Origin of the sequence: Halopseudomonas yangmingensis (genome assembly GCF_900114825.1) — a bacterium.
Classification (GTDB): Bacteria; Pseudomonadota; Gammaproteobacteria; order Pseudomonadales; family Pseudomonadaceae; genus Halopseudomonas; species Halopseudomonas yangmingensis.
In genome coordinates this window covers 182027-203669 of the sequence record NZ_FOUI01000001.1, presented here as the reverse complement: position 1 = coordinate 203669, position 21643 = coordinate 182027, and the positions used below count along the sequence as shown (strand labels likewise).

The 21643-nt window shown below is 64.3% G+C and carries 23 protein-coding genes and 1 riboswitch; of the genes, 15 read left to right on the top strand and 8 right to left on the bottom strand.

Translation table 11 applies throughout. The annotated features are described in order from the left end of the window. The 3 genes from hlyD to BMZ23_RS01000 all read right to left on the bottom strand — a co-directional run bounded on the left by hlyD (position 1) and on the right by BMZ23_RS01000 (position 2290). Complete coding sequence (hlyD, locus tag BMZ23_RS01010; protein WP_010792193.1) at positions 1-1041, bottom strand: secretion protein HlyD; 1041 nt, start codon at positions 1039-1041, stop codon at positions 1-3. Positions 1042-1068: 27 nt separating this feature from the next. Then, complete coding sequence (locus BMZ23_RS01005) at positions 1069-1494, bottom strand: hypothetical protein (protein ID WP_014819567.1); 426 nt, start codon at positions 1492-1494, stop codon at positions 1069-1071. Positions 1495-1681: 187 nt separating this feature from the next. Beyond that, on the bottom strand, positions 1682-2290 hold the full coding sequence (locus tag BMZ23_RS01000) for a TetR/AcrR family transcriptional regulator (protein WP_023443938.1): 609 nt from the start codon (positions 2288-2290) through the stop codon (positions 1682-1684). 283 nt (positions 2291-2573) lie between these two features. On the opposite strand from BMZ23_RS01000, the gene BMZ23_RS00995 reads away from it, so the two are divergent. Next, positions 2574-3470, top strand: a complete 897-nt coding sequence (locus BMZ23_RS00995; protein ID WP_010792197.1) for a LysR family transcriptional regulator — start codon at positions 2574-2576, stop codon at positions 3468-3470. A gap of 393 nt (positions 3471-3863) precedes the next feature. Further along, the gene (gene ppa, locus BMZ23_RS00990) at positions 3864-4391 is read left to right on the top strand and encodes an inorganic diphosphatase (protein WP_093471502.1); all 528 of its coding nucleotides are present in this window, start codon (positions 3864-3866) and stop codon (positions 4389-4391) included. 100 nt (positions 4392-4491) lie between these two features. On the opposite strand, the gene BMZ23_RS00985 is transcribed toward ppa, so the two are convergent. After that, complete coding sequence (locus tag BMZ23_RS00985) at positions 4492-5136, bottom strand: 2'-5' RNA ligase family protein (protein ID WP_093471499.1); 645 nt, start codon at positions 5134-5136, stop codon at positions 4492-4494. A gap of 103 nt (positions 5137-5239) precedes the next feature. Then, positions 5240-5443, top strand: a riboswitch (cobalamin riboswitch). A gap of 105 nt (positions 5444-5548) precedes the next feature. On the opposite strand from BMZ23_RS00985, the gene BMZ23_RS00980 reads away from it, so the two are divergent. Genes BMZ23_RS00980 through BMZ23_RS00950 form a run of 7 tightly spaced genes read left to right on the top strand, consistent with a single transcriptional unit; the run spans position 5549 to position 11799 of the window. After that, positions 5549-7468 (top strand): TonB-dependent receptor domain-containing protein, encoded by a 1920-nt coding sequence (locus BMZ23_RS00980; RefSeq protein ID WP_093471496.1) that lies wholly within the window; start codon positions 5549-5551, stop codon positions 7466-7468. 1 nt (position 7469) lies between these two features. Further along, entirely contained in the window at positions 7470-8279 is an 810-nt protein-coding gene (locus tag BMZ23_RS00975; RefSeq protein WP_245748078.1) for an ABC transporter substrate-binding protein, read from the top strand. After that, complete coding sequence (locus tag BMZ23_RS00970; protein WP_093471493.1) at positions 8267-9247, top strand: FecCD family ABC transporter permease; 981 nt, start codon at positions 8267-8269, stop codon at positions 9245-9247. Before BMZ23_RS00975 ends, BMZ23_RS00970 begins: the two co-directional genes overlap by 13 nt. Then, entirely contained in the window at positions 9244-9972 is a 729-nt protein-coding gene (locus BMZ23_RS00965) for an ABC transporter ATP-binding protein (RefSeq protein ID WP_093471490.1), read from the top strand. Before BMZ23_RS00970 ends, BMZ23_RS00965 begins: the two co-directional genes overlap by 4 nt. Positions 9973-9975: 3 nt before the next feature. Beyond that, positions 9976-10533 (top strand): hypothetical protein, encoded by a 558-nt coding sequence (locus tag BMZ23_RS00960; RefSeq protein WP_093471487.1) that lies wholly within the window; start codon positions 9976-9978, stop codon positions 10531-10533. Next, complete coding sequence (gene cobU, locus BMZ23_RS00955) at positions 10530-11045, top strand: bifunctional adenosylcobinamide kinase/adenosylcobinamide-phosphate guanylyltransferase (RefSeq protein ID WP_093471484.1); 516 nt, start codon at positions 10530-10532, stop codon at positions 11043-11045. The genes BMZ23_RS00960 and cobU overlap by 4 nt, the downstream gene beginning before the upstream one ends. Next, positions 11038-11799, top strand: coding sequence for a methyltransferase (locus BMZ23_RS00950; RefSeq protein ID WP_093471481.1), 762 nt, complete (start codon positions 11038-11040; stop codon positions 11797-11799). Before cobU ends, BMZ23_RS00950 begins: the two co-directional genes overlap by 8 nt. Positions 11800-11803: 4 nt before the next feature. Here the strand turns inward: BMZ23_RS00950 and BMZ23_RS00945 are convergent, their stop codons facing one another. The 4 genes from BMZ23_RS00945 to BMZ23_RS00930 are packed head-to-tail and all read right to left on the bottom strand — an operon-like array spanning position 11804 to position 14975. Next, positions 11804-13147 (bottom strand): MATE family efflux transporter, encoded by a 1344-nt coding sequence (locus BMZ23_RS00945; RefSeq protein WP_245748092.1) that lies wholly within the window; start codon positions 13145-13147, stop codon positions 11804-11806. Positions 13148-13156: 9 nt separating this feature from the next. Continuing rightward, positions 13157-13525, bottom strand: coding sequence for a translation initiation factor Sui1 (locus BMZ23_RS00940; RefSeq protein WP_093471478.1), 369 nt, complete (start codon positions 13523-13525; stop codon positions 13157-13159). Continuing rightward, positions 13522-14067 (bottom strand): NUDIX hydrolase, encoded by a 546-nt coding sequence (locus BMZ23_RS00935; protein WP_342707808.1) that lies wholly within the window; start codon positions 14065-14067, stop codon positions 13522-13524. Before BMZ23_RS00935 ends, BMZ23_RS00940 begins: the two co-directional genes overlap by 4 nt. 2 nt (positions 14068-14069) lie before the next feature. Continuing rightward, positions 14070-14975 (bottom strand): DUF2333 family protein, encoded by a 906-nt coding sequence (locus BMZ23_RS00930; RefSeq protein WP_245748091.1) that lies wholly within the window; start codon positions 14973-14975, stop codon positions 14070-14072. Positions 14976-15212: 237 nt separating this feature from the next. On the opposite strand from BMZ23_RS00930, the gene dsbD reads away from it, so the two are divergent. From dsbD to BMZ23_RS00900, 6 genes are all read left to right on the top strand, one after another. Beyond that, the gene (dsbD, locus tag BMZ23_RS00925) at positions 15213-17000 is read left to right on the top strand and encodes a protein-disulfide reductase DsbD (protein WP_425431648.1); all 1788 of its coding nucleotides are present in this window, start codon (positions 15213-15215) and stop codon (positions 16998-17000) included. Between the two features lie 153 nt (positions 17001-17153). Next, on the top strand, positions 17154-17597 hold the full coding sequence (gene aroQ, locus BMZ23_RS00920) for a type II 3-dehydroquinate dehydratase (protein WP_093471466.1): 444 nt from the start codon (positions 17154-17156) through the stop codon (positions 17595-17597). Between the two features lie 37 nt (positions 17598-17634). Next, positions 17635-18096, top strand: a complete 462-nt coding sequence (accB, locus tag BMZ23_RS00915) for an acetyl-CoA carboxylase biotin carboxyl carrier protein (RefSeq protein WP_093471463.1) — start codon at positions 17635-17637, stop codon at positions 18094-18096. 19 nt (positions 18097-18115) lie between these two features. Next, positions 18116-19459 carry an acetyl-CoA carboxylase biotin carboxylase subunit gene (gene accC / locus BMZ23_RS00910; protein ID WP_093471460.1) on the top strand — a complete coding sequence of 448 codons (1344 nt, stop codon included), beginning with the start codon at positions 18116-18118 and terminating at the stop codon, positions 19457-19459. Positions 19460-19567: 108 nt separating this feature from the next. Then, the gene (gene prmA, locus BMZ23_RS00905; protein WP_093471457.1) at positions 19568-20464 is read left to right on the top strand and encodes a 50S ribosomal protein L11 methyltransferase; all 897 of its coding nucleotides are present in this window, start codon (positions 19568-19570) and stop codon (positions 20462-20464) included. A gap of 55 nt (positions 20465-20519) precedes the next feature. Continuing rightward, positions 20520-21566, top strand: a complete 1047-nt coding sequence (locus BMZ23_RS00900; RefSeq protein WP_093471455.1) for a DUF3426 domain-containing protein — start codon at positions 20520-20522, stop codon at positions 21564-21566. The last annotated feature ends 77 nt before the right edge of the window (positions 21567-21643 follow it).

Here is a 21643-nt window from a genome sequence, read left to right as displayed (position 1 = left end):
TCAACGCTCCCCCGCCGGGATACGGGTGCCGGCTTTCGCATCGACCTCGATCGTCACCGGCATGCCCTGGCGCAAGGCACTATCGCTGTCGGCTTCGTCGATGACGATGCGCAGGCGGTAGACCAGATCCGTGCGCAAATCCGTCGTCTCCACCGTCTTGGGGGTGAACTCGGCGCGCGGCGAGATGAAGCCGATCTGGCCGCGATAGACCTTCTCTGATGAATCGCTTTTGACGCGCACCACAGTACCGGGAGCGATGCGCCCCAAGTCCGACTCGCCCACGTAGGCGCGCACGTAAACCGGCTTGTCCAGGCTCAGGCTGTAGACCGCGCTCTGGCTTGCGACCATGCTGCCGGGCTCCCGCACTCGTGCGATGACGGTGCCGCTACTGGGCGCCATCAACTCGGTGTCCGCCAAGGCTGTCGTGGCTTGCGCTGCGGCAGCCTGTGCGGCCGCAAGGCGAGCTTCTGCCGCGGCGATGTCTTCCTTGCGAAAACCTTCGGATGCTTGCGACAGGGCCGCCTTGGCCGCTTCGACGCCAGCGGCTGCCTGGTCGCGCGCCGTGCGGGCTGCATCGACCGTGCGCTGGCTGCTGGCGCCCGATGCCAGCAGGCCACTCTGGCGCTGGAAATTGCGCTCGGTCTCGGTGGCGAGCGCCTGGGCCTGCCTGAGGGCTTCGCGCGCCTGGGTGATTTCCTGCGGTCGCAGACCGCGGCGCAGCTTGGCCAGTTCCGCCTGCGCCACCTGCACCTGGGCCTGTGCTGCCGCAAGTGCTTCCCGATAGGGTTGCGCGTCAAGCGCCGCCAGGCGCGCGCCCGCGCTGACGGCATCGCCCTCATCGAAAGCCATTTGCATCACGCGCCCGGGCTGACGGAAGGCCAGTTGCACCTCGCGGATGTCGACGTTGCCGTAGAGGCGCAATGCATCTTGTTGTCCATGGTCGCGCGACAACCAGAACGCCAGTGCGCCGCCAAGAGCGAGCACGACGACGGCGATCACGACCCAACGGGTTTTCTTGAAGAGGAGGTTTGGAGTTTTCATCGATGGGTTTCCGCTGGATAAAGGTGCTCAGTGCTCGCGTGCGACCGGCGCATTCGCCGCTGACCGGCGCCAGGCGATGGCCGCTATGCCAGCCCACACCAACGTGCGCAGCGTCATGGCGACCACCGTGCGTCGCTCCCAGGCGCCACCCAGAGCCACATGCACTCCGAAAGCGAGGAACACGAGTGCGGTCGCCACCGTGATGACAATCGCTAACCACGCGGCCCAGCGCCGGCGCATCCACAAGCCGACGCCGGCGACGATGTAGGCGAACCCGGCCAGAAAATTGAACCAGAGCACGAAGGGCACATAGTGGCCGGCGGCTTGGCGCGCCGCGCCGTCGACAAACAGAACGGCGCCGCCCTCCCGAAGAGTGAGCAGACCGAAGCCGATCGCAAGCAGGGAGATCAGCCAGTGCCAGATGCTGCGTTGTGGATGAGTGGTCATCTTCATGGCCTTTACTTGATCGGGGAAACTCCCAGGCCTTCGTCGTCGTCGCGGCGTGCGTGTGCATTCCGCCGGGCGGTCGGGCTGAGTGTTGAATGACGCGGATTCGCGCTGGAGGCGCAACGCGATCGCATGACCGTGGTGTGCCTCTCGGCTGACCGAGGAACTGCGTGGCGGCAGGATGGAAGGCGTTTCATCGGGTGTGCGTGATGCCACGGAGATAGATGGCAAACACGGCTGGCGCGTCGCGGCGGATGCGTGCTACATCGCCCGCCAGCAACGACTGCATCACCAGCCCTTGAATTGTGCCGATGAACAAGACGACGGCCGCGTCCACATCCAGTTCTGAATGCAGCTCGCTTCGCGCCTTACCGGCTTCGAGCAGTCGACGCAACCGCTCACCATATTGACGGGTCAAGGTCTGCACCATTTGCTTGGGCAGGGTCTCCCCCGGCCGCTGTAATTCGCCGAAGAGCATCCTCGGCACCCCCGGGTGCTCGGCCACGAAGTCGATGTGCGTCTTGAAGATCGCTTCAAGAGCTGCGAGGGGGGACGTAGCACCTTCTGCGGCCTTGTCTACTCGAGCGAGCAGGCGTTCCGTAACCCAGGACATCACCGCCTGCAGGATTGCGTCCTTAGTCGGGAAGTGACGGAACAGTGCTCCCTGGGTCAACCCCATGCGCTGCGCGATGGCCGTGGTCGTGATGTCGCTGGGGTTCTGTTCGGCAGCCAAGTCGACCACTGCCTCGACGGTGGCCGCGCGCCTCTCATCAGCCGGTAGATGCCTGGAGTGTCCGCTCATTGCTTGCATCCCAAAAAGTGAGTAATCTATTACTATCTTACCACTGTGCAGCCAGACCGCAAGAGGGGAAGCACGAAAAAGAGGTCTCGATGAACAGCAGAACTGCTATCTCAGACGGCTGCCAACGGTCGATTTCTGGCGGGCGCAAACGTCGCCCTCCGCACCTCATTGGCGGAAGGGCGCCGGCACATCGCAAGCCTGGCGGGGCGTAAGTGGGCGGGATGTGGATGGAGATGCTGGCGCCCGAGAGGCCGAACCAGAAGAAGACGAACAGGAGGTGGCCTTGGATTTCAGATTGCTGCGCTACTTCATCGCAGTCGCGGAAGAACTGCATCTGGCCCGGGCAGCCGAGCGTCTGGGCATCGAGCAATCGCCTGTGTCACGTGCGATGCGCGACCTAGAAAGCCAGCTTGGCGTGCAGTTGTTCGACCGCAGCACACGCCTGACGCGGCTGACCTGGGCCGGCCAGGTGTTCCTCGGCGAATGCCGGCGCGTGCAGGCCACCGTGGAGCAGGCAGTCAAGAGCGCCAAGGCGGCGGCACAGGGCTACCAGGGCCATCTGCGCATCGCGATCTGCGACGGCCTGGCGCAGCCCCGCATCGCCACCTTGCTGGCACGCAGCCGCGAGGAGGAGCCCGAGATGGAGATTCGCGTCTTCGAGCTGCCGTTCGCGCAGCAGCTCAAGACGCTGCACGACGATCTGCTGGACATCGGCTTTGCGTTGTCAAACGCGGTACATGATGGCCTCGTCGCCGAGCCGGTGTGGACCGATCCGCTGTCGGTGATCGTGCCCGCACGCCACCCCTTGCTGGCACACGTGCAGGTGCCGCTGGCCGAAGCCCTGAAGTTCCCGCTGGTTCTGTGCCATCCCGAATCGGGATCGGGCTGCCGCCATCAGATTCAAGCGCTGCTGCAGGACGCAGGCACGCCGCTCAAGCTGGTCGATGAAGTGACCAGCCTGGGCGTGATGCTGACCCTGGTCGGTGCCGGCTACGGCATCGGCTTCGCCATCGCCTCGCAGGTGCAGACGCTACAGCGCCCGGACATCTCCATTCGTCCCTTGGCCGGCAGCCCACCGGTGCTCTCTACCTACCTGCTGCGCCGCCGGGGCGAACCCTCGGAGCCCATGAAGCGGTTCATCGAGCGGGCGAAAGGCGGGCGGGACCGGGCCTGTCGATGATGAGTCAATCCTTTGAGGACGCAGCTCACCTGTCCGTAGCGGCCTGTGGCGTGATGTGCCAGTGGACAGATAGACTTCGGTATGAAATCCGATGCTCTGGCTGTTGATGGATGTGCTTGGCTCGCTTTGGATCACCCGCAACGGCCTGCGTTGACCAGGCCGAAGACTTGAGTCCACAATCGAGTCCATTCCGTGACGCTTGGATCGGAAAAAACGTTCGTAATAAACGAGTTAGCGACCGGGTGCTGTTCCCTTCACCCGCTCCAGCACTCTCGAGATTCTCCTTCTGCATCACACCCGTTCTACGACCAAGGTCCAAGCGGTTTTGCTTGGTATCCGCCGCGTCTGCCCCTATAATCGCGCCCCAGTTTTCACATGCCCACCAGGTGACCCATGAGCTACGACCAGATCCCCGCCGGCAAGGACATCCCCAACGACATCTATGTCGCCATCGAGATCCCGGCCAACCATGCGCCGATCAAGTACGAGATCGACAAGGACAGCAGCACCCTGTTCGTCGACCGTTTCATGGCTACACCGATGTTCTACCCGGCCAACTACGGCTACATCCCCAACACCCTGGCCGATGACGGCGACCCGCTGGATGTGCTGGTAGTCACTCCGCACCCGGTCACTCCCGGCGCCGTGATCCGTGCGCGTCCGGTTGGCGTGCTGCACATGACCGATGATGGCGGCGGTGATGCCAAGCTGATTGCGGTTCCGCATGACAAGCTCAGCGCGCTGTATCGCGATATCAAGGAATACACCGACCTGCCGGAACTGCTGATTCAGCAGATCCAGCATTTCTTCGAGAACTACAAGGATCTGGAGCCCGGCAAGTGGGTGAAGATCGACCGCTGGGGCAACGCCGACGAAGCCCGTGCGGAAATCGTCAAGGCAGTCAACGCTTACCAAAAATAAGTGTTCTGCCACGGTGCCCTGTCCCCTGTCTGCCCTGGCAGCCAGCGGTCAGGGCACCCGAAAGAAGCCGGCCCACAAGGCCGGCTTTTTTTGTGCCCAACTACAAATCATCCACCGGCAGGGGCAGACTGAGACGGGTGTGCAGCGGCCCGAACAGATCCCGCGCGGCATAGCGTGCATAGACCAGCCGACTCACCGGCAAGCGGCTGTGCGGTGCTGCTGGCAAGGCCGCCAGACGCTCGCACAACTGTTCGCGACTGATGCGCCGGCGATACAGCCCGAGGGTCAGGTGGGGTACATAGGTGCTTTGGCGCACCTCATCGGCATGCCGCGACAAGGCCGCACGCCAGCGCGGCAGCCAGCCCTGCGGATCCTGCAGCGACAAAAAGGCGGCACTGGCAAAACTGTCCGGCTCACCCAGTTGCAGGCAGGCGGGTGCGTCCAGCATCTGGCTTAGCGCCGCTCGCTGGGCATTTCGTTGTGCCGGGGTAAAGTCGTCATCAAAGCGCCGCTGCGACTGCTCGAAACCACAGACAAACAGGGTCACATGCGGCTGGCGGCGGGTCGGATGCAGCAGATCGGCCAGCTCCCGCTGCAGCAGCTGCAGATGCCGCAACAGCAGTGGGCAGTCCACCGGCAGCATCCACAGGGCATAGCGTGTGCGCCCGCGATGCCATTGCGGATAATCCTGTAGCGGCGCCGGCAGGGTATGCAGAAAGGCGTCTGACTGGCGGTATTCGGGCATTACGGCATTCCATAATCAGGCTGTCTAGCCTAGCACAGCAGGAATTCGCGCCAGTGCTGGCGGGACATTGTTCCTTGAACCGGGCCAGCCCAGGGCGTAAGATGCCGGCGCTCTTCGTGCAGGTGTGCCTTGAAAGGCATGAAACGAGAAGTCGGTGAGATTTTGCGAAATCAATCCCGACACTGCCCCCGCAACGGTAATTGACCCCGATCCGTCGGCGTCCGCTCCACACCACTGTGCCATGGCATGGGAAGGTCAGCGGATGAGCGTCAAGAGTCCGGAGACCGGCCTGCACGGATTTCGACTGGTGTTGCGGAGGGCATCACCGTCAAGTGCCGTGCCCGTGCTTCCAGTGCCAGTGCGCCGCTTGTCCGCCCTCCTCAAAAGTTTTTTCATCTTTTGAGGCTATTGCATGAAACTGTCCCGAATCACCCTTGCCCTGGCACTGCTGCCACCACTGGCTGTGGCCAATCCAGGCAACCAGCGCGAACAGGCGCTGAAACTCTCGGAAACCCTGATCACCGCCAACCGCGATCTGCAGCAACGCGATCAAAGCCCGGTGGCCAACAGCGTGTTCACCCGGGCCGATATCGAACGCCTGCGCCCGGCCAGCGTGCAGGAACTACTGACCCACGTACCCGGCGTACAGGTGGCCAGCTACGGTGGTCGTGGCGCAGTCTACGGCCTGTATATCCGTGGCACCAGCACGGCGCAGACGCTGATCCTGATCGACGGCGTGCGCGTCGGCTCGGCCACTGCCGGGGGCGCCAGCCTGCAATACCTGACGGTCGACCAGATTGAGCGGGTGGAAGTGTTGCGCGGTGCCCGCTCGGCCATCTATGGCGCCGATGCCATGGGCGGCGTGGTGCAGATCTTCACCCGGCGTGGTGACGGCCCGGGCCTGCAGCCCTATGTACGGCTGGCCGGTGGCAGCAAAGGCACCTGGGAACGCAGCCTCGGCCTGTCCGGCGGCGATGCCGCCACCCGCTACCACCTAAGCGCCAGTCTGGAGGAAAGCGCCGGCTTCGACCGCACCCGCGACTCCTTTGCCAGCGATGCCGACCACGATGCCTACCGCAACCGTTCGCTGGCCTTCAGCCTGAGCCACAGCTTCGCCAACGGCGTCGAGGCCGGCCTGAACCTGCTCGACCAGCGCGGTACCACGGAAATCGACAACCCCTTCGGTCGCTGGGACCCCAGCGTACCGCCGTTTGGTGCCAGCGTACCGGCCAGCAACTGGGACCGCTTCGCCGTCAACAGCAGCAGCGCCTACCTGGAACTGCAACCCGGTGCCGACTGGCGCAGCCGCCTTGAGCTCGGACACAGCGAGGACAAGCAGGAAAACTTCGACAAGCTGTTCCCCGGCAGCACCGTCAACAATAGCTACCGCGATTCGCTGAACTGGCTGAACACCCTGACCCTGTCAGATCGCCAGACCCTGCGCCTGGGTGCCGACTACCTGAACGACAAGGTACGCAGCAGCAACGACTTCACCCGTAGCAACCGTTACAACCGCGCGCTGTTCGTGCAGCACAGCCTGCAACAGGACGGCTTTGCCACCGAGCTTGGCCTGCGGCATGACGACAACCAGCAGTTCGGCCACGAAAACACCGCGAATGCCGCGCTAACCCTGCAGCTGAACGCGCAGAACCAGCTGACCCTGGGCTACTCGGAAGGCTTTCGCACACCAACCTTTGCCGACCTGTACTGGCCACTGGACTTTGGCTACAGCGGCAATCCCGACCTGAAACCGGAAAAATCGCGCAACTACGAACTGCTCTGGCGCAGCCAGCTGGGCCCGCAGACCCGCCTGGAAGCCTCGCTGTTCCGTACCGATTTCCGTGACCTGATCAGTTTTGTCAGCGATCCGGTAACCTGGACCAGCACCATGGAGAACGTCGAACGGGCGCGTATCCAGGGGGTCGAGGCCAGCCTGCACCAACAGCTGTTCGGCTGGCAGGGCAGTCTGGGCGTGAGTCTGATTGATCCGCGCAACCGCGACAGCGGCCACACCCTGAGCAACCGGGCGCGGCGTACCCTTAATCTGGATATGGACCGGGATGTCGGCGCGCTGTCGTTCGGCGCCAGCCTCAAGGCGGTCAGCAACAGCTATGGCGACAAGGGCAACGACATCACCCTGCCCGGCTATGCCACCCTCGACCTGCGTGCCGGCTGGCAGGCCAGCAGCGAACTGGCACTGGACCTGAAGCTGAGCAACGTACTGGACAAGGATTACAGCCGTCTGGTGTACAACTATCAGGGTGAAAACTTCGGCTACCGCGAACCGCGCGCCAGTCTCATGCTCGGCGTCACCTGGACCCCGGCGCTCTGAGATGCAGCCGCTGCAGTCGCCCGCCAGCCTGAGCAGCCGCGCTTTCCTGCGCCGGCTGCTTGGCGGGCTGCTGATGCTGCTGACACTGCCTGCCGCCAGCGACACACCCCAGCGGGTGGTATCGCTGGACCTGTGCATGGACTGGTCGCTGGTCTGGCATGCCGACCCGCAACAGGTGGCGGCCCTCTCGCCCTTGCACCGGCGCTACCCGGTGCACTGGATCGGCGAGCACTGGCCAATGCATGACGGCTCGCTGGAACAGGTTGTGCAGCTGCAACCGGATCTGGTGCTGGTTGGCCAGTACAGCGCCCTGATGCTGCGCCAGCGCCTCAGTGAACTGGGCCTGCGGGTCGAGGTACTGGCGCTGCCGCAGACCCTGGCCGAGGTGGTCGACTACGAACGCCGGCTGCTCAGCCTGCTGGGCAAGGACCCGGCACTGGCCGCCGCGCTGCCCCCAACCAACCGGCCGGCCGCCGATGCACCTCGGCTGCTGCTGCTCGGCGCCAACGGCATAGGCACCGGCAGCGGCACCTTTGAACACCAGATCATCGAACAGGCCGGCTGGCGCAATCACCTGCAGCGCCCCGGCCACCAGCGACTGGATCTGGAACAGCTCGCCAGCGACCCGCCGGATGCCATACTCTTTGCCGCACCGGAACACCGAGCACTGGCCAACCAGTTTGCCGAACACCCGGTACTGCGCCAGGGCATTGCCGCCGACCGCTGGCTGACTACCGACTACTGGCGCTGGCAATGCCCCGGCCCCTGGACCTGGGAACTGACAAGGCAACTCGCGCAATGGATCGACTAGTAACCCCGGCCCTGGGCCTGCTGATGCTGCTGGTGGCGCTGGCCTCGCTGGCGCTCGGCAGTGCCACGGTCAATCCGCTGCAGGGCTTGCTCGACTGGCTGCGTGGCGACAGCAGCCTGGCGGCCATGGTGATCGGCGACATCCGTCTGCCACGCACCCTGCTGGCGCTCAGCGTCGGCGCCGCCCTCGGCCTGAGCGGGGCAGCACTGCAGGGGCTGCTGCGCAACCCGCTGGCCGACCCCAGTCTGACCGGCGCCACCCAGGGCGCGGCACTCGGCGCCGCCAGCGTGTTCTATTTCGGCCTGTTGCCGGGCCTCGGCAGCGCCGCACCCAGTGTCGCCGGTCTGATAGGCGCGGCGCTGGCGCTGCTGCTGATGCTCGGGCTGGCCGGCAGCGCCCGTGCGCACATGGTGATCATGGCCGGACTGGCGATCTCTACCCTGAGCGGCGCGGCACTGGCCGCAGTGCTGAATTTTGCGCCCAACCCCTTTGCCATGCAGGAGCTGGTGTTCTGGCTGCTGGGCTCGGTATCCGAGCGCGGTCTGCAGCACCTGTGGCTGCTGCTGCCGGGACTACTGGCCGGCGGTGCACTGGTGCTGTCGCAGCGCCGGCTACTGGCCGCCCTCAGCTTGGGCGATGAAACGGCACGCAGCATGGGCCTGAATTATCGCCGCGGCAGCCTGCTGGTAGTGCTCGGCTCGGCCTTGCTGGTAGGCTCGGCGGTGGCGGTGGCCGGCGGCATCGGCTTTGTCGGCCTGGTGATTCCTCACCTGCTGCGCCCCCTGCTGCGCCACCGGCCAGATCGCCTGCTGATCCCGGCGGCGCTGGCCGGTGCCACGCTGGTCTGTCTGGCTGACATCGGGGTGCGTCAGCTGCCGCCCGGCCGCGAACTCAAGCTGGGCGTGCTCACCGCGCTGATCGGCGCACCGCTGTTTATCTGGCTGGTATGGAAGGAGCGCCGCGCATGACTCTGATGCAGCTGGAAGCTATCAGCCACGCGGAACGCCTGCAGGCCGTCAGCCTGGATCTGCAGCCCGGCGAGGTGCTCGGCCTGATCGGCCCCAACGGCGCCGGCAAGTCAACCCTGTTGCATTGCCTGGCCGGCATCCTGCCGGCCCAGGGTCAGGCCTGGCTGCAGGGCCAGCCACTGCAGCAGCTGAGCGAGCGTCAGCGAGCCCGGCGCATCGGTTTTCTGCCGCAGCATAATCAAAGCGCCTGGGCGCTCAGCGTCGCTGATATTGTCAGCCTCGGCCGCCTGCCCTGGGGCGATGACGACCGTCAGGCGGCGCGGGCAGCGGCGGCGGCCACCGAAGTCGAGCAATTCTGGCACAGGCGCATCGACCGGCTGTCCGGCGGTGAGCAGGCGCGGGTCTGGCTGGCCCGGGTACTGGCCGGACAACCGCAACTGGTGCTGGCCGACGAGCCAGTCGCCAGCCTGGACCTGTACCACCAGCAGCATGTGCTGCAGGTGCTGCGTGACTATGCCGCCGGTGAGCGCGGCGTCATGCTGTCAGTGCACGACCTGTCGCTGGCGGCACGTTACTGTGACCGCCTGTGCCTGCTGCACCGGGGCCGCATGCTGGCCTTTGGCAGTCCCGCCGAAGTGCTGACCCGCGAGCACCTGCGCCAGGCCTTTGGCGTCGACACCCACATTGATCTGCATAACCAGCCACCGGTCATTCTGCCGAGGTAAGCCATGGCCTTTCGTTTCAACGGCAATTTCGACGAACTCTGCTACCCCTTTATCTACGAGCAGTCCTGGCTGTGCGACTTCGAGGTGGTCACCGATGAACTCTGCGCGCTGCTCGGTGCGGCGATTTCCCATATGGACGACTCGCTGGACGATCTGCGCGCCGATCTGGAGCGCATCCAGCCGCTGGCTTTCCATGTCAACGGCTCGATCCGTGGCCGGCTGGCAGTCAGCGAGGCCGATCTGCAGTGGCTGGCTGCACGCCTGCAACACTACCGCGAACAGGTCCCCGAGAGGCTGAACGGCTTCGTCCTGCCGCGCGGCCTGCCACCGGTGCCGCAGCTGCACATGGCCCGCTCCGGCTGCAAGAAGGCGATCCGCCTGATGGTCCGACTGGAACAGGACGGCATGCAAGTACCGATGCTGCTGCCGCGCCTGTGTAACCTGCTGTGCAATCTGCTGCATGTGTTGACACTGGTGGTCAACCAGCGCCGAGGTCTGATCGAACCGGCCTTTGTCAGCCAGAGCTATGGCAAGCCGGTAGGTGGGGAGCAGCCGGCATGATCGAACTGATTCTCGGTGGTGCGCGCTCCGGCAAGAGCCGGCATGCCGAACAACAGGCACTGGCCAGCGGCCTGCCGGTGACCTGCATCGCCACCGCCGAGGCGCTGGATGCCGAGATGGCCGAACGCATTGCCAATCACCAGCGCCAGCGCCCGGCCGGCTGGCAACTGGTCGAGGAGCCGCGCCAGCTGGCCGCCGTCCTGCAGCAGCAGGCGGCAGCGCAACGCTGCCTGCTGGTCGACTGCCTGACCCTGTGGCTAAGCAATCTGCTCGACGACCCGGCGCAGTGGCAACAACAACGCCAGGCCCTGCTGCAGGTGCTGCCACAGCTGCCGGGGCGCATCCTGCTGGTCAGCAATGAAACCGGTCTGGGCGTGGTGCCGATGGGCCAGTTGACCCGCGAGTTTGTCGACCAGGCCGGCTGGCTGCACCAGCAGCTGGCGCAGATCAGCCAGCGGGTGACCTTCTGCGTCGCCGGTCTGCCGATGATTCTCAAGGACAGCCATGACTGACCGGCATTTCGACCAGATGGGTACGCACTTCGCCCGCAAGATCTACGCCAGCAACAAGGGCGCCATTCGCCTGGCCGTGCTCTGCCGAGACCTGGAACAGTGGCTGCCGGACAACGGGCCGTTGCGGGTACTGGACGTCGGTGCCGGGCTTGGGCATATCGGCGACTGGCTGGCGCGGCGCGGGCATCGGCTGACCCTCAGCGACCCCTCGGCGGAAATGCTCGAGGCCTGCCGCGAACGGCTGTCAGACCTGCCACCAACCTGGGTGGATTTTCTGCAATCCAGCCTGCAGGCGTTGCCGGACGGGCTGCGCGACTTTGACCTGCTGGTCTGCCATGCGGTACTCGAATGGCTGGCCGACCCGCAGGCAGCCATCACCCAGCTGGCCGCGCGCCTGCGCCCCGGCGGCTGCCTGTCACTGGCTTTTTACAACCGCGATGCGCTGATCTACCGCAACCTGCTCAAGGGCCAGTTCCGCAAGATCGACAAGGGCCGGCTGGCCGGCAGCAAACGCAGCCTGACCCCGCAGCAGCCACTGGACCCGCGCCAGGTCGCCGACTGGGTTGCCGCCAGTGGCCTGCACCTGCAGGGTCAGAGTGGCATTCGGGTATTCCACGACTATATGCCCGACGAGTTTCGCCACCAGAGCAGCCTGACCGAGTTACTGGAGCAGGAACTGCGCTACAGCCGACACCCGGCCTATGCGCCGCTGGGTCGCTACCTGCACTGGTGGCTGGTCAAGCCGAAGGCCTGAGCAGTCAATCCGGTATCCAGCGCCCCCGCCGCCACAGCCAGACAAAGCAGCCAGCCAGACTCAGGCCGCGCGCCAGCATGAAAAGATGAAAGCCCAGCCACAGGCCGTGATTGCCGGCATCGCGCAGCAGCCAGGCGAGCGGCAGATACACCAGCAGCACCGAACCCAGCATGGCATTGCGCATCTCGCGGGCGCGGGTGGCGCCGATAAACAGGCCATCGAACAGAAAACCCCAGACCGCCACCAAAGGCAGCAGGGCCAGCCAGGGCAGATAGCGGACTGCCAGTTCACGCACCTCCGGCAGGCCGGTCAGCAGCTGGATCAGCCAGGGTCCTAGCAGCATAAAGGCCAGTGCAAAGCCGATCGACATCAGTAATGAGCAGCCCAGCGATACCACCAGCGCCCGCCGCAGGGCGGTGCGGTCACGACGGCCAACGGCATGTCCGCCAAGCGCCTCGATGGCGTGCGCCAGCCCGTCCAGCCCATGCGAGGCCAGCATCAGAAAATTCAGCAGTACCGCATTCGCCGCCAGTACCGCGTCACCCTGGCGTGCACCCTGCACCAGCAGCAGGTAGAACACCAGCTCCAGCGCCAGGGTGCGCAGCAGAATATCCCGGTTGACCCGCAGCAGCGGTGCGGCACCGCGCAGGCGCAATGCATCCAGCCAGCGGAACTGCCCAGCATGCTGGCGCAGCAGCTGCAGGGCCAGCCACAGGCCAAACAGCAGGCCGGTGTATTCACTGATCACCGTGGCCCAGGCCACGCCGGCCACGCCCCAGCCAAAGCCCATAACCAGCAGGATATCCAGCAGCACGTTGGCCAGATTCACCAGCAACAGCAGATACAGCGGCGCCCGGCCATTCTGCAGGCCGACAAACCAGCCGATCAGCGCCAAATTGGCCAGTGCCGCCGGCAGACTGAGCAGACGGATGCCAACATACAGCCGCGCCTGCTCAATCAGTGCCGGGCTGCTGTCGATAAAGCGCAGTGCCAGTTCCAGCAGCGGGCGCTGCAACAGAACCACCGCAATGGCGATCAATACCGCCAGCCACAGCGCCTGCAGCAATACCAGCCGCAGCCCCTGCCCATCGGCGCGACCGCAGGCCTGGGCAGCAAAGCCGGTGGTGCCCATGCGCAAAAAACCGCAGGCCCAGAGCACGAAGGTCACCAGCATGCTGCCAACCGCCACCGCACCAAGGTAATGGGCATGCTGCAGATGGCCGACCACGGCGGTATCGACCAGACCGACCAGCGGCACGCTGAGATTGGACAGGATCATCGGCGTGGCCAGCGCCCAGACCCGCCGCCGGGTGTCGGCGTGCTGCCAGTCGGCACGCCACTGCTGCAGAGTCAAGGATCAGCCGCCGGCACGCTTGACGCGAAAACCCTCTGCGGCCAGCCAGTCACAGAGCAGCGCAACCTGATCGCCCTGGATCTCGATCACCCCATCCTTCAGCGCACCACCGCAGCCGCAGCGGGCCTTGATGCGTTTGGCCAGCGCCTTGAGTTCCTCGCCGGCCAGCGGCACACCGGATACCGTGGTGACCGTCTTGCCGCCGCGCCCCTTGGTCTCACGCCGCACCCGCACCACGCCGTCACCGGCCGGCACCACGGCTTCGCCACAGCGACAGTCAGCCTGCGGCTGCCGACAGTCCGGACACATGCGCCCGGTCTCGGTGGAATACACCAGACCACCCAGTGCTCCCAGCCCCGTGGATTTTTTCATCCTGCAAAGTCCTTCAGATTGCCACTGCGCCAGGCTTGTAGCGCCTGCATCGAGTCGGGGGTGTATTGTTCGCCGGCGCGTTGCCAGGGTGCCTGCGGATCAACCCAGCGCACCGCCAGCACTTCTTCCGGCTGCATGCGGATAGGCCCGTCCCAGATACAGCTGAACACGCCGCCCCAGAGCCGGCTTTCCGGCGAGTCGAAATAGAAACGCCCGTGCCCCTGCAGGGCAACGCCGACCACCCCCAGTTCCTCTTCCAGCTCTCGCGCCGCACCCTCGGCATAGCTCTCGCCTGCCGCCACCAGTCCGCCAGCACAGACGTCCCAGTAACCGGGATATAAACGCTTGTGCAAGGTACGCCGGTGCATACAGAGCTGGCCGCTGGAGTTGAATACGAATACATAGGTGCAGCGGGTAATCAGACCGTCGCGCTGAGCCTGACCGCGACTGACCTCGGCCAGCGGATGGTCATCGGCATCTACACTGATCACCCGCTCGGCGGCCGAGCGTGCCAGATAGGCATTAACCTCGCCGGCATTCATGTTCAGCCCTGTTCCAGCAGTCGACGCAGATCGATCAGGCCAGCATTGGCCCGCGACAGGTAGTTGGCCATCACCAGCGAGTGGTTGGCCAGCAGGCCCAGGCCACTGCCGTTCAGGATCACCGGACTCCAGATACTCTGCTGGGTCGCCTCCAGCTCACGAATTACCTGCTGCAGGCTGGCACGGGCGTTCTTCTTGTCCAGCACATCGGCAAAGTCGTGTTCGATGGCCCGCAACAACTGCACAAGCGCCCAGGCGGTGCCTCGCGCCTCGAAGAACACATCGTCAATTTCGCTCCAGGCGGTGCGATCGACACGCGGATCGTTACTGTTACGCGCGACACTGGCAGACAGCCGCTGCGACAGTGAACCCAGGCGGGTATTCACATCACCGAGCCACCCGGCCAGGTTGTCGGCACGGGCATGGAACTGCGCATCACCGGCATGCAGTCGCTTGATATAAGCATCCAGCGACTTCAGGCCGTCACGGTATTCGCTCTCGCTGGCCGGCATGGCCCAGCTGTTGTGATCGAAATGGAAACGCGGTTCGGCTCTGGCCAGATCGCGATCTTCGGCCGACTGCGACTGCGAGCGGGCCATATCACGGCGCAGGCTGCGGGTCATGTCGCGCACTTGCACCAGCACCCCGAACTCCCAGTTCGGCATATTGTCGAGGAACACGGAGGGCGGCAGTATGTCGTTGCTCAGGTAACCACCGGGCTTGTCCAGCAGGTGCTGCATCAATGCCTGCAGGGTGGATGCGGTATGTGTACCGGCGGGCTGCCCTGACTGCGGTTCAAGCAGTGGTTGCAGATCCGGCTCACGGCTCCAGTACCAGCCCAGCAGCAGATTCAATACCAGCAGCAAGGCCAGCGCGATCAGCAGCGCGCGGGTGCGACCACTGGCCATCGAGGCGCCGGCGCTCGGCCGGTGTTCGGCAAGCAGACGTGACCAGCGCTGCCTGAGTGTTTTGGCTTTCATGCAATTCTCCTTGATGGTGCCGGAACGGCACCCGCTCTCAGCGCAAAGAATATCATCACCGGGCGCTGGCTGCTTGCGCGGGACATGCCGTGACAGTTTGCCCCTCGGCAGGCCGGTTGCGAGTCTATATGATGACAGCAAACCCACAGAACGGATTGCCCCATGCTGTTGCGTAGTGCTCTGCTCGTATTGGCCCTGCTGACCCTGCCCGGCCTGTCCCAGGCCAGTGGCGGCGCACTTGGCGGGCTGTTTGGCGGCGGCTCACAGAACAACTTTCTGCCGGTCGACCAGGCCTTCCGCCCGCAAATCAGTCAGGCTGACGCACAACAGGTGCGAGTCTGGTTCGACATCGAGCCCGGCTATTACCTGTACCTGCACCGCCTGGGCTTTCGCTTCAGCGAGGCCCCGGAGGCGCTGGCGAATATCCGCCTGCCGGCCGGCGAAGCAAAAAGCGATGAGTTCTTCGGCGATGTCGAAGTGTTCTACAACGGCGTCGAGATCATTCTTGAGCTGACGCCAGGTATTGCGCCCGGCGGCCTGCTGGAAATCGATTTCCAGGGCTGCGCCGATGCCGGGCTGTGCTACCCGCCGGAAACCGTCAGCCTGCCGTTGCCGCAGACCGGCGCCGGCAGTCCGCGTGATGGCCCGGCCAGCAGCGGCTTTGGCGGTGCGCTGAATGACGGTCGTCTGGGGCTGGCACTGCTGCTGTTTTTCCTCGCCGGCCTGGGCCTGACCTTCACCCCCTGCGTGCTGCCGATGCTGCCGATCCTCTCGGCCATGGTGGTTGGTCGCAGTGACATCAACCGCCCGCGCGCCTTTGCCCTGGCGCTCAGCTATGTGCTCGGCATGGCCCTGAGCTTTGCCCTGGTCGGTGCGCTGATCGGCCTGTTCGGTGCGGCACTGAATATCCAGGCCCGACTGCAGTCGCCCTGGGTGCTGGGCACCTTTGCGCTGTTCTTTGTGATTTTCGCACTGGCCATGTTCGATGTGCTGCAGCTGCGTCTGCCGGGCTTTATCCGTGGCCCGGCGGAACGTCTGGCCGGGCATACCCGGGGCGGCTCGATTCCCGGTGCGGCAGTGATGGGCGTGCTGTCCACGCTGGTAGTGTCCCCGTGCATTTCCGCGCCGCTGGCCGGTGCACTGGTGTATATCAGCAGTACCGGCGATGCGCTGGGCGGCGCCGCCACGCTGTTTGCCCTGGCGATCGGCATGGGCGTACCGCTGCTGCTGGTGGCGGTGTTCGGCAACGCGCTGCTGCCGCGCTCCGGCGACTGGCTGAATACGGTCAAGCAGATCTTCGGCTTTGGCCTGCTCGGGGTGGCTATCTGGCTGCTGGAACGCGTACTGCCCGGCTCCGTCAGTCTTGCCCTGTGGGCGGCGCTGGCCGCCGGTCTGGCGGTACGCTTCGGCCTGTTCGAGCGGGTACCGCAGGGCGCTGCCGGCAAACTGGGCCAGACTCTGGCGCTGCTGGCGGCACTCTATGCGGCAGCGGCCCTGTTTGGCGCACTGGCTGGCGGCAGCGATCCACTGCGGCCACTGGCTCCGCTGACCGGCAGTCAGACACAGGCCGCCAGCAGTACCGATAGCGGCTTCTTCACCCGCGCCGAAACAACCGCCGAACTCGACCGTCTGCTCGCACAGGCAGCTGCCGAACAGCGGCCGGCGGTGGTCGAGCTGTATGCCGACTGGTGCATCAGCTGCAAGGTGATCGAGCGCGAGGTGCTTGGCAATGATCAGGTGCGCAACCAGCTGGCCGGTCATCAGCGCATCAAGTTCGATGTCACCCGCAACAGTCCCGAGCAGCGCGACTGGATGATGCAGCGCCAGCTATTCGGTCCGCCCAGCTTTCTGTTCTACGACGCCAGCGGCATTGAACTACAGCCACTGCGTATCCTCGGCGAAATCGACCTGAGCGCCTTCCTGGCCCATATGCAGCGGGTTACGGCCAACTGATATCAGCCCTATTGCGCTGATCATGCACCGATCAGGAGGCCATCCACGGATTCTGGACAGGCCGAATGCTTTCCGGCAAACTGCCGCACAACCCTGACTCGCCGGTCGTCCGGCGGGCATGCACCAGCCACCGTCAGCCGGATACAACAATCGATGGCCAGCCTATTGGTCCTGCACGGACCCAACCTGAACCTGCTTGGCACCCGCGAGCCCGGTGTCTATGGCGCCGTGACCCTGGAGCAGATCAATCAGCGCCTGCGCGAACTGGCCAGCCTGCGAGGCCACCATCTGCTGACCCTGCAGAGCAACGCCGAGCATGAACTGATCGAGCGCATCCACGCCGCGCGCGACGAAGCCATCGACTTCATCATCATCAATCCGGCCGCATTTACCCATACCAGCGTGGCAATACGTGACGCATTGCTGGCGGTGAGCATCCCATTCATCGAAGTGCACCTTTCCAACGTGCACAAGCGTGAGCCCTTCCGCCACCACTCGTATTTTTCCGACGTGGCCGAGGGCGTGATCTGCGGTCTGGGCGCCAAAGGCTACGAGCTGGCGCTGGACGCGGCACTGCACCGAATCGAACACCCTTGAACACAACACCATTACAAGCTGCGGAGTGCAATCACCCATGGATATTCGCAAAGTCAAGAAGCTGATCGAACTGCTGGAAGAGTCCGGTATCGACGAACTGGAGATTCACGAAGGCGAAGAGTCGGTGCGCATCAGCCGCCACAGCAAGCAAGTTGCCCCGCAACAGTACTTCGCCCATCCGGCACCGGTCGCCGCTCCGGCCCCCGCCGCCGCACCTGTAGCCGCCGCCCCGGCAGCTGCCCCGGCCGCACCCGCCGAGCCGAGCGGGCACCTGGTACGCTCGCCGATGGTCGGCACCTTCTACCGTTCGCCCTCGCCGTCCGAGCCGTCCTTCGTCGAAGTCGGCCAGACCGTCAAGGCCGGTGATGTGCTGTGCATCGTTGAAGCCATGAAGATGATGAACCATATCGAAGCCGACAAAAGCGGCGTGATTCAGGCCATCCTGGTCGACAACGGCCAACCGGTCGAATTCGATCAACCCCTGTTCAGCATCGCCTGAGCCCAACCCGGAGGCTGCGATGCAAAAAGTACTGATAGCCAACCGCGGTGAAATTGCCCTGCGCGTGATCCGCGCCTGCAAGGAACTGGGGTTGAAGACCGTAGCGGTGCACTCCACCGCCGACCGCGAGCTGATGCATCTGGCATTGGCTGACGAAACCGTCTGTATTGGCCCGCCCAGTGCGGCGGATTCCTACCTGAACATTCCGGCGATCATTGCCGCCGCCGAGGTTACCGGTGCCGATGGCATCCACCCCGGTTACGGCTTTCTCGCCGAGCGTGCCGACTTTGCCGAGCAGGTGGAACGCTCCGGCTTTACCTTTATCGGTCCAAGCGCCGAGGTGATTCGCCTGATGGGCGACAAGGTGTCGGCGATCGAGGCGATGAAGAAGGCCGGCGTGCCCACGGTGCCCGGCTCCGACGGCCCGCTGCCGGAGGATGACGACCAGCGCTGCCTGGAAATCGGTCGCCGCGTTGGCTACCCGGTAATCATCAAGGCCGCCGGTGGCGGTGGTGGTCGTGGCATGCGGGTGGTGCATCAGGAAGAGGATCTGCTCAAGTCGATCCGCCTGACCCGTACCGAAGCCGGTGCTGCCTTCGGCAACCCGATGGTCTATCTGGAAAAGTTCCTGACCAACCCGCGCCATGTGGAAGTTCAGGTGCTGTCGGATGGTCAGGGCAATGCCGTGCATCTGGGCGACCGCGACTGCTCGCTGCAACGCCGCCACCAGAAGGTTATCGAGGAAGCGCCAGCCCCCGGCATCGATGAGAAGGCCCGCGCCGAAGTACAGGCACGCTGCGTTCGGGCCTGCGTTGAACTGGGCTACCGAGGTGCTGGCACTTTCGAATTCCTCTATGAGGACGGCCGTTTCTACTTTATCGAGATGAACACCCGCGTGCAGGTGGAGCACCCGGTTACCGAAATGGTCACCGGTATCGATATCGTCAAGGAGCAGATACTGGTTGCCGCCGGCAACAAGCTGAGCATCAGCCAGGATCAGATCAAGGTGTTCGGCCACGCCATTGAGTGCCGGATCAACGCCGAGGATCCCGCCACCTTCATGCCCAGCCCAGGTACCGTGACTTTCTTCCACGCCCCCGGTGGCAACGGTGTCCGCGTCGACTCGCACCTGTACAGCGGCTACAAGGTTCCGCCCAACTACGACTCGCTGGTCGGCAAGCTGATCACCTACGGCGTTACCCGCGACGAGGCGCTGGCGCGTATGCGCAACGCGCTTGACGAGCTGGTAGTGGACGGCATCAAGACCAACACCCCGCTGCACCGCGAACTGGTGCGTGACCCCGGCTTCTGCAAGGGTGGTGTGAATATCCACTATCTGGAACACAAGCTGGGAATGCACTAAAATCCGCCCAACGCTGAAGGCTGGAAGCTGCACCACGCAGTGCTTCCAGCCTTCAGCTTCAAGCCTCAAAGCCCGGGCCTGCCCGGGCTTTCGTCATCTGGAATGCCCATGTCCTGGCTGCAACTTCGTCTTGCGATTTCCCCTGATCAGGCCGACGGTCTGGAAGATCAACTGCTGGCTCTGGGCGCTGTCTCGGTAACCTTTATGGATGCCGAGGACCAGCCGATTTTCGAGCCCGACCTGGGCACCACCCCGCTGTGGTCGAATACCCACCTGCTGGCCCTGTTCGAGGCCGACACCGATGGCGATGCACTGATCGACCAGCTCCGTCTGCTGAATGGTGGACAGTTACCCGAATACAGCCTGGAGCCGCTTGAGGATCAGGACTGGGAACGCAGCTGGATGGACAACTTCCAGCCGATGCGTTTTGGCCAGCGCCTGTGGATTGTACCGAGCTGGCATCAAGCCCCGGAGCCGTCGGCGGTAAACCTGCTGCTGGATCCGGGCCTGGCCTTCGGTACCGGCACCCACCCGACCACTGCCCTGTGCCTGGAGTGGCTGGATGCCGAACCGCTTGCCGGCAAGAACCTGATCGACTTCGGCTGCGGCTCCGGCATTCTGGCGATCGCCGCCTTGCTGCTGGGGGTTGAGCAGGCAGTAGGTACCGACATCGATCCGCAGGCGCTGGAAGCCTCACGCGAGAATGCCCGCCGCAACGGCATCGATGACCAGGCCTTGCAACTCTATCTGCCGGCCGACATGCCACAGGCCCCGGCCGCGGTGCTGGTAGCCAATATTCTGGCCGGCCCGTTGGTCAGCCTGGCGCCACAACTGACCGCGCTGGTCGAGCCCGGTGGCCGACTGGCGTTGTCCGGCATTCTCGCCGAACAGGCCGATGAGGTGCTGGCGGCCTACCGTGACGCCTTCGAGCTGGACCCGCCGGCAATACGTGACGGCTGGGTGCGCATCAGCGGCCAGCGGCACATGACAGATCCGGCAGTTTGACTCACAATGCCGGCAGTTTGAACGAGCAGACAAGGCACAGGAAGCCCCGTCGACCATGAGTGAAATGCTTGCCACCCAGTGCCCGCACTGCCAGACACGCTTCCGTCTGACCGGGGAACAGATGCGCGCTGCCGGCGGCAAGGTGCGCTGTGGTGCCTGCCTGAAGATCTTCGATGCCATATCCCCGGCACCTGCCGCACCATCAGTCGCCCCATCAACACCGCCACACGCTGCCACTCCAGCCCCCTCACAGCACAGGCTACTGATCCATGACGATATGGATCTGGATCACCTGGAGCTCGAAGAGCTGGGTCTGGATGAATCCTTGATTGAAGAAATCCAGGCTTCCCGGGTACCGCCTGCGCCCCGGCACGTCGCGGAGCAAAGCGTCGCAGACATACAACCCGCGCTGCGTCAGGCTCCATACGAACTGACACCGGCAGCCGACGACTTTGCCGCCCCCCCGCGTACCGGCCGGCAACCGCGCGCCCTGCAGGCACGGCGTGACGAACCGGAGGATCAGCCAGAGCAGATTCAGGACACCCGCATTCTGCCGCTGATTGCCGAACACTCGCTGGATGAAGAACTGTATCTGGAAGACGACCCACGACCATTACGCCGACGTAACCGCCACAACGGATTGTGGACATTCCTCAGCCTGCTGGCATTGCTGGGGCTGGCCGGCCAGTATCTGGCATACAACTTCAACGCACTCGCCAGCGACCAGCGCAGCCGCCCCCTGCTGGAGCGTCTGTGTTTGCTGGCAAGCTGCGAGCTACCCGCGCAGGTTGATATTGGCCAGTTACGCAGCAGCAATCTGGTGGTTCGCCCGCACCCGGAGTTTCCCGGCACGCTGGCAATCGACCTGATCCTCTATAACCGTGCCGCTTTTACCCAACCTTTTCCTGTGTTGCAGATGACCTTCACCGACAGTCAGGGTCGGACTGTCGCTCAGCGCCGCTTCCATCCGGAAGAGTATCTCGCTGGCGAGCTGGCAGGCGTCCGACTGATGCCAACCCAAACACCGATTCATATCGGCCTGAGCATGCTGACTCCGGACAACCGCTACAGTGGCTATCATCTTGACTTTTTCAGCCCCTGACCTGCGCCTGCTCAAAAAACACACAAATCATCTTTAACCGGTCATGCCAAGCAGGTATGATTGTCGGCCTTTTCAGC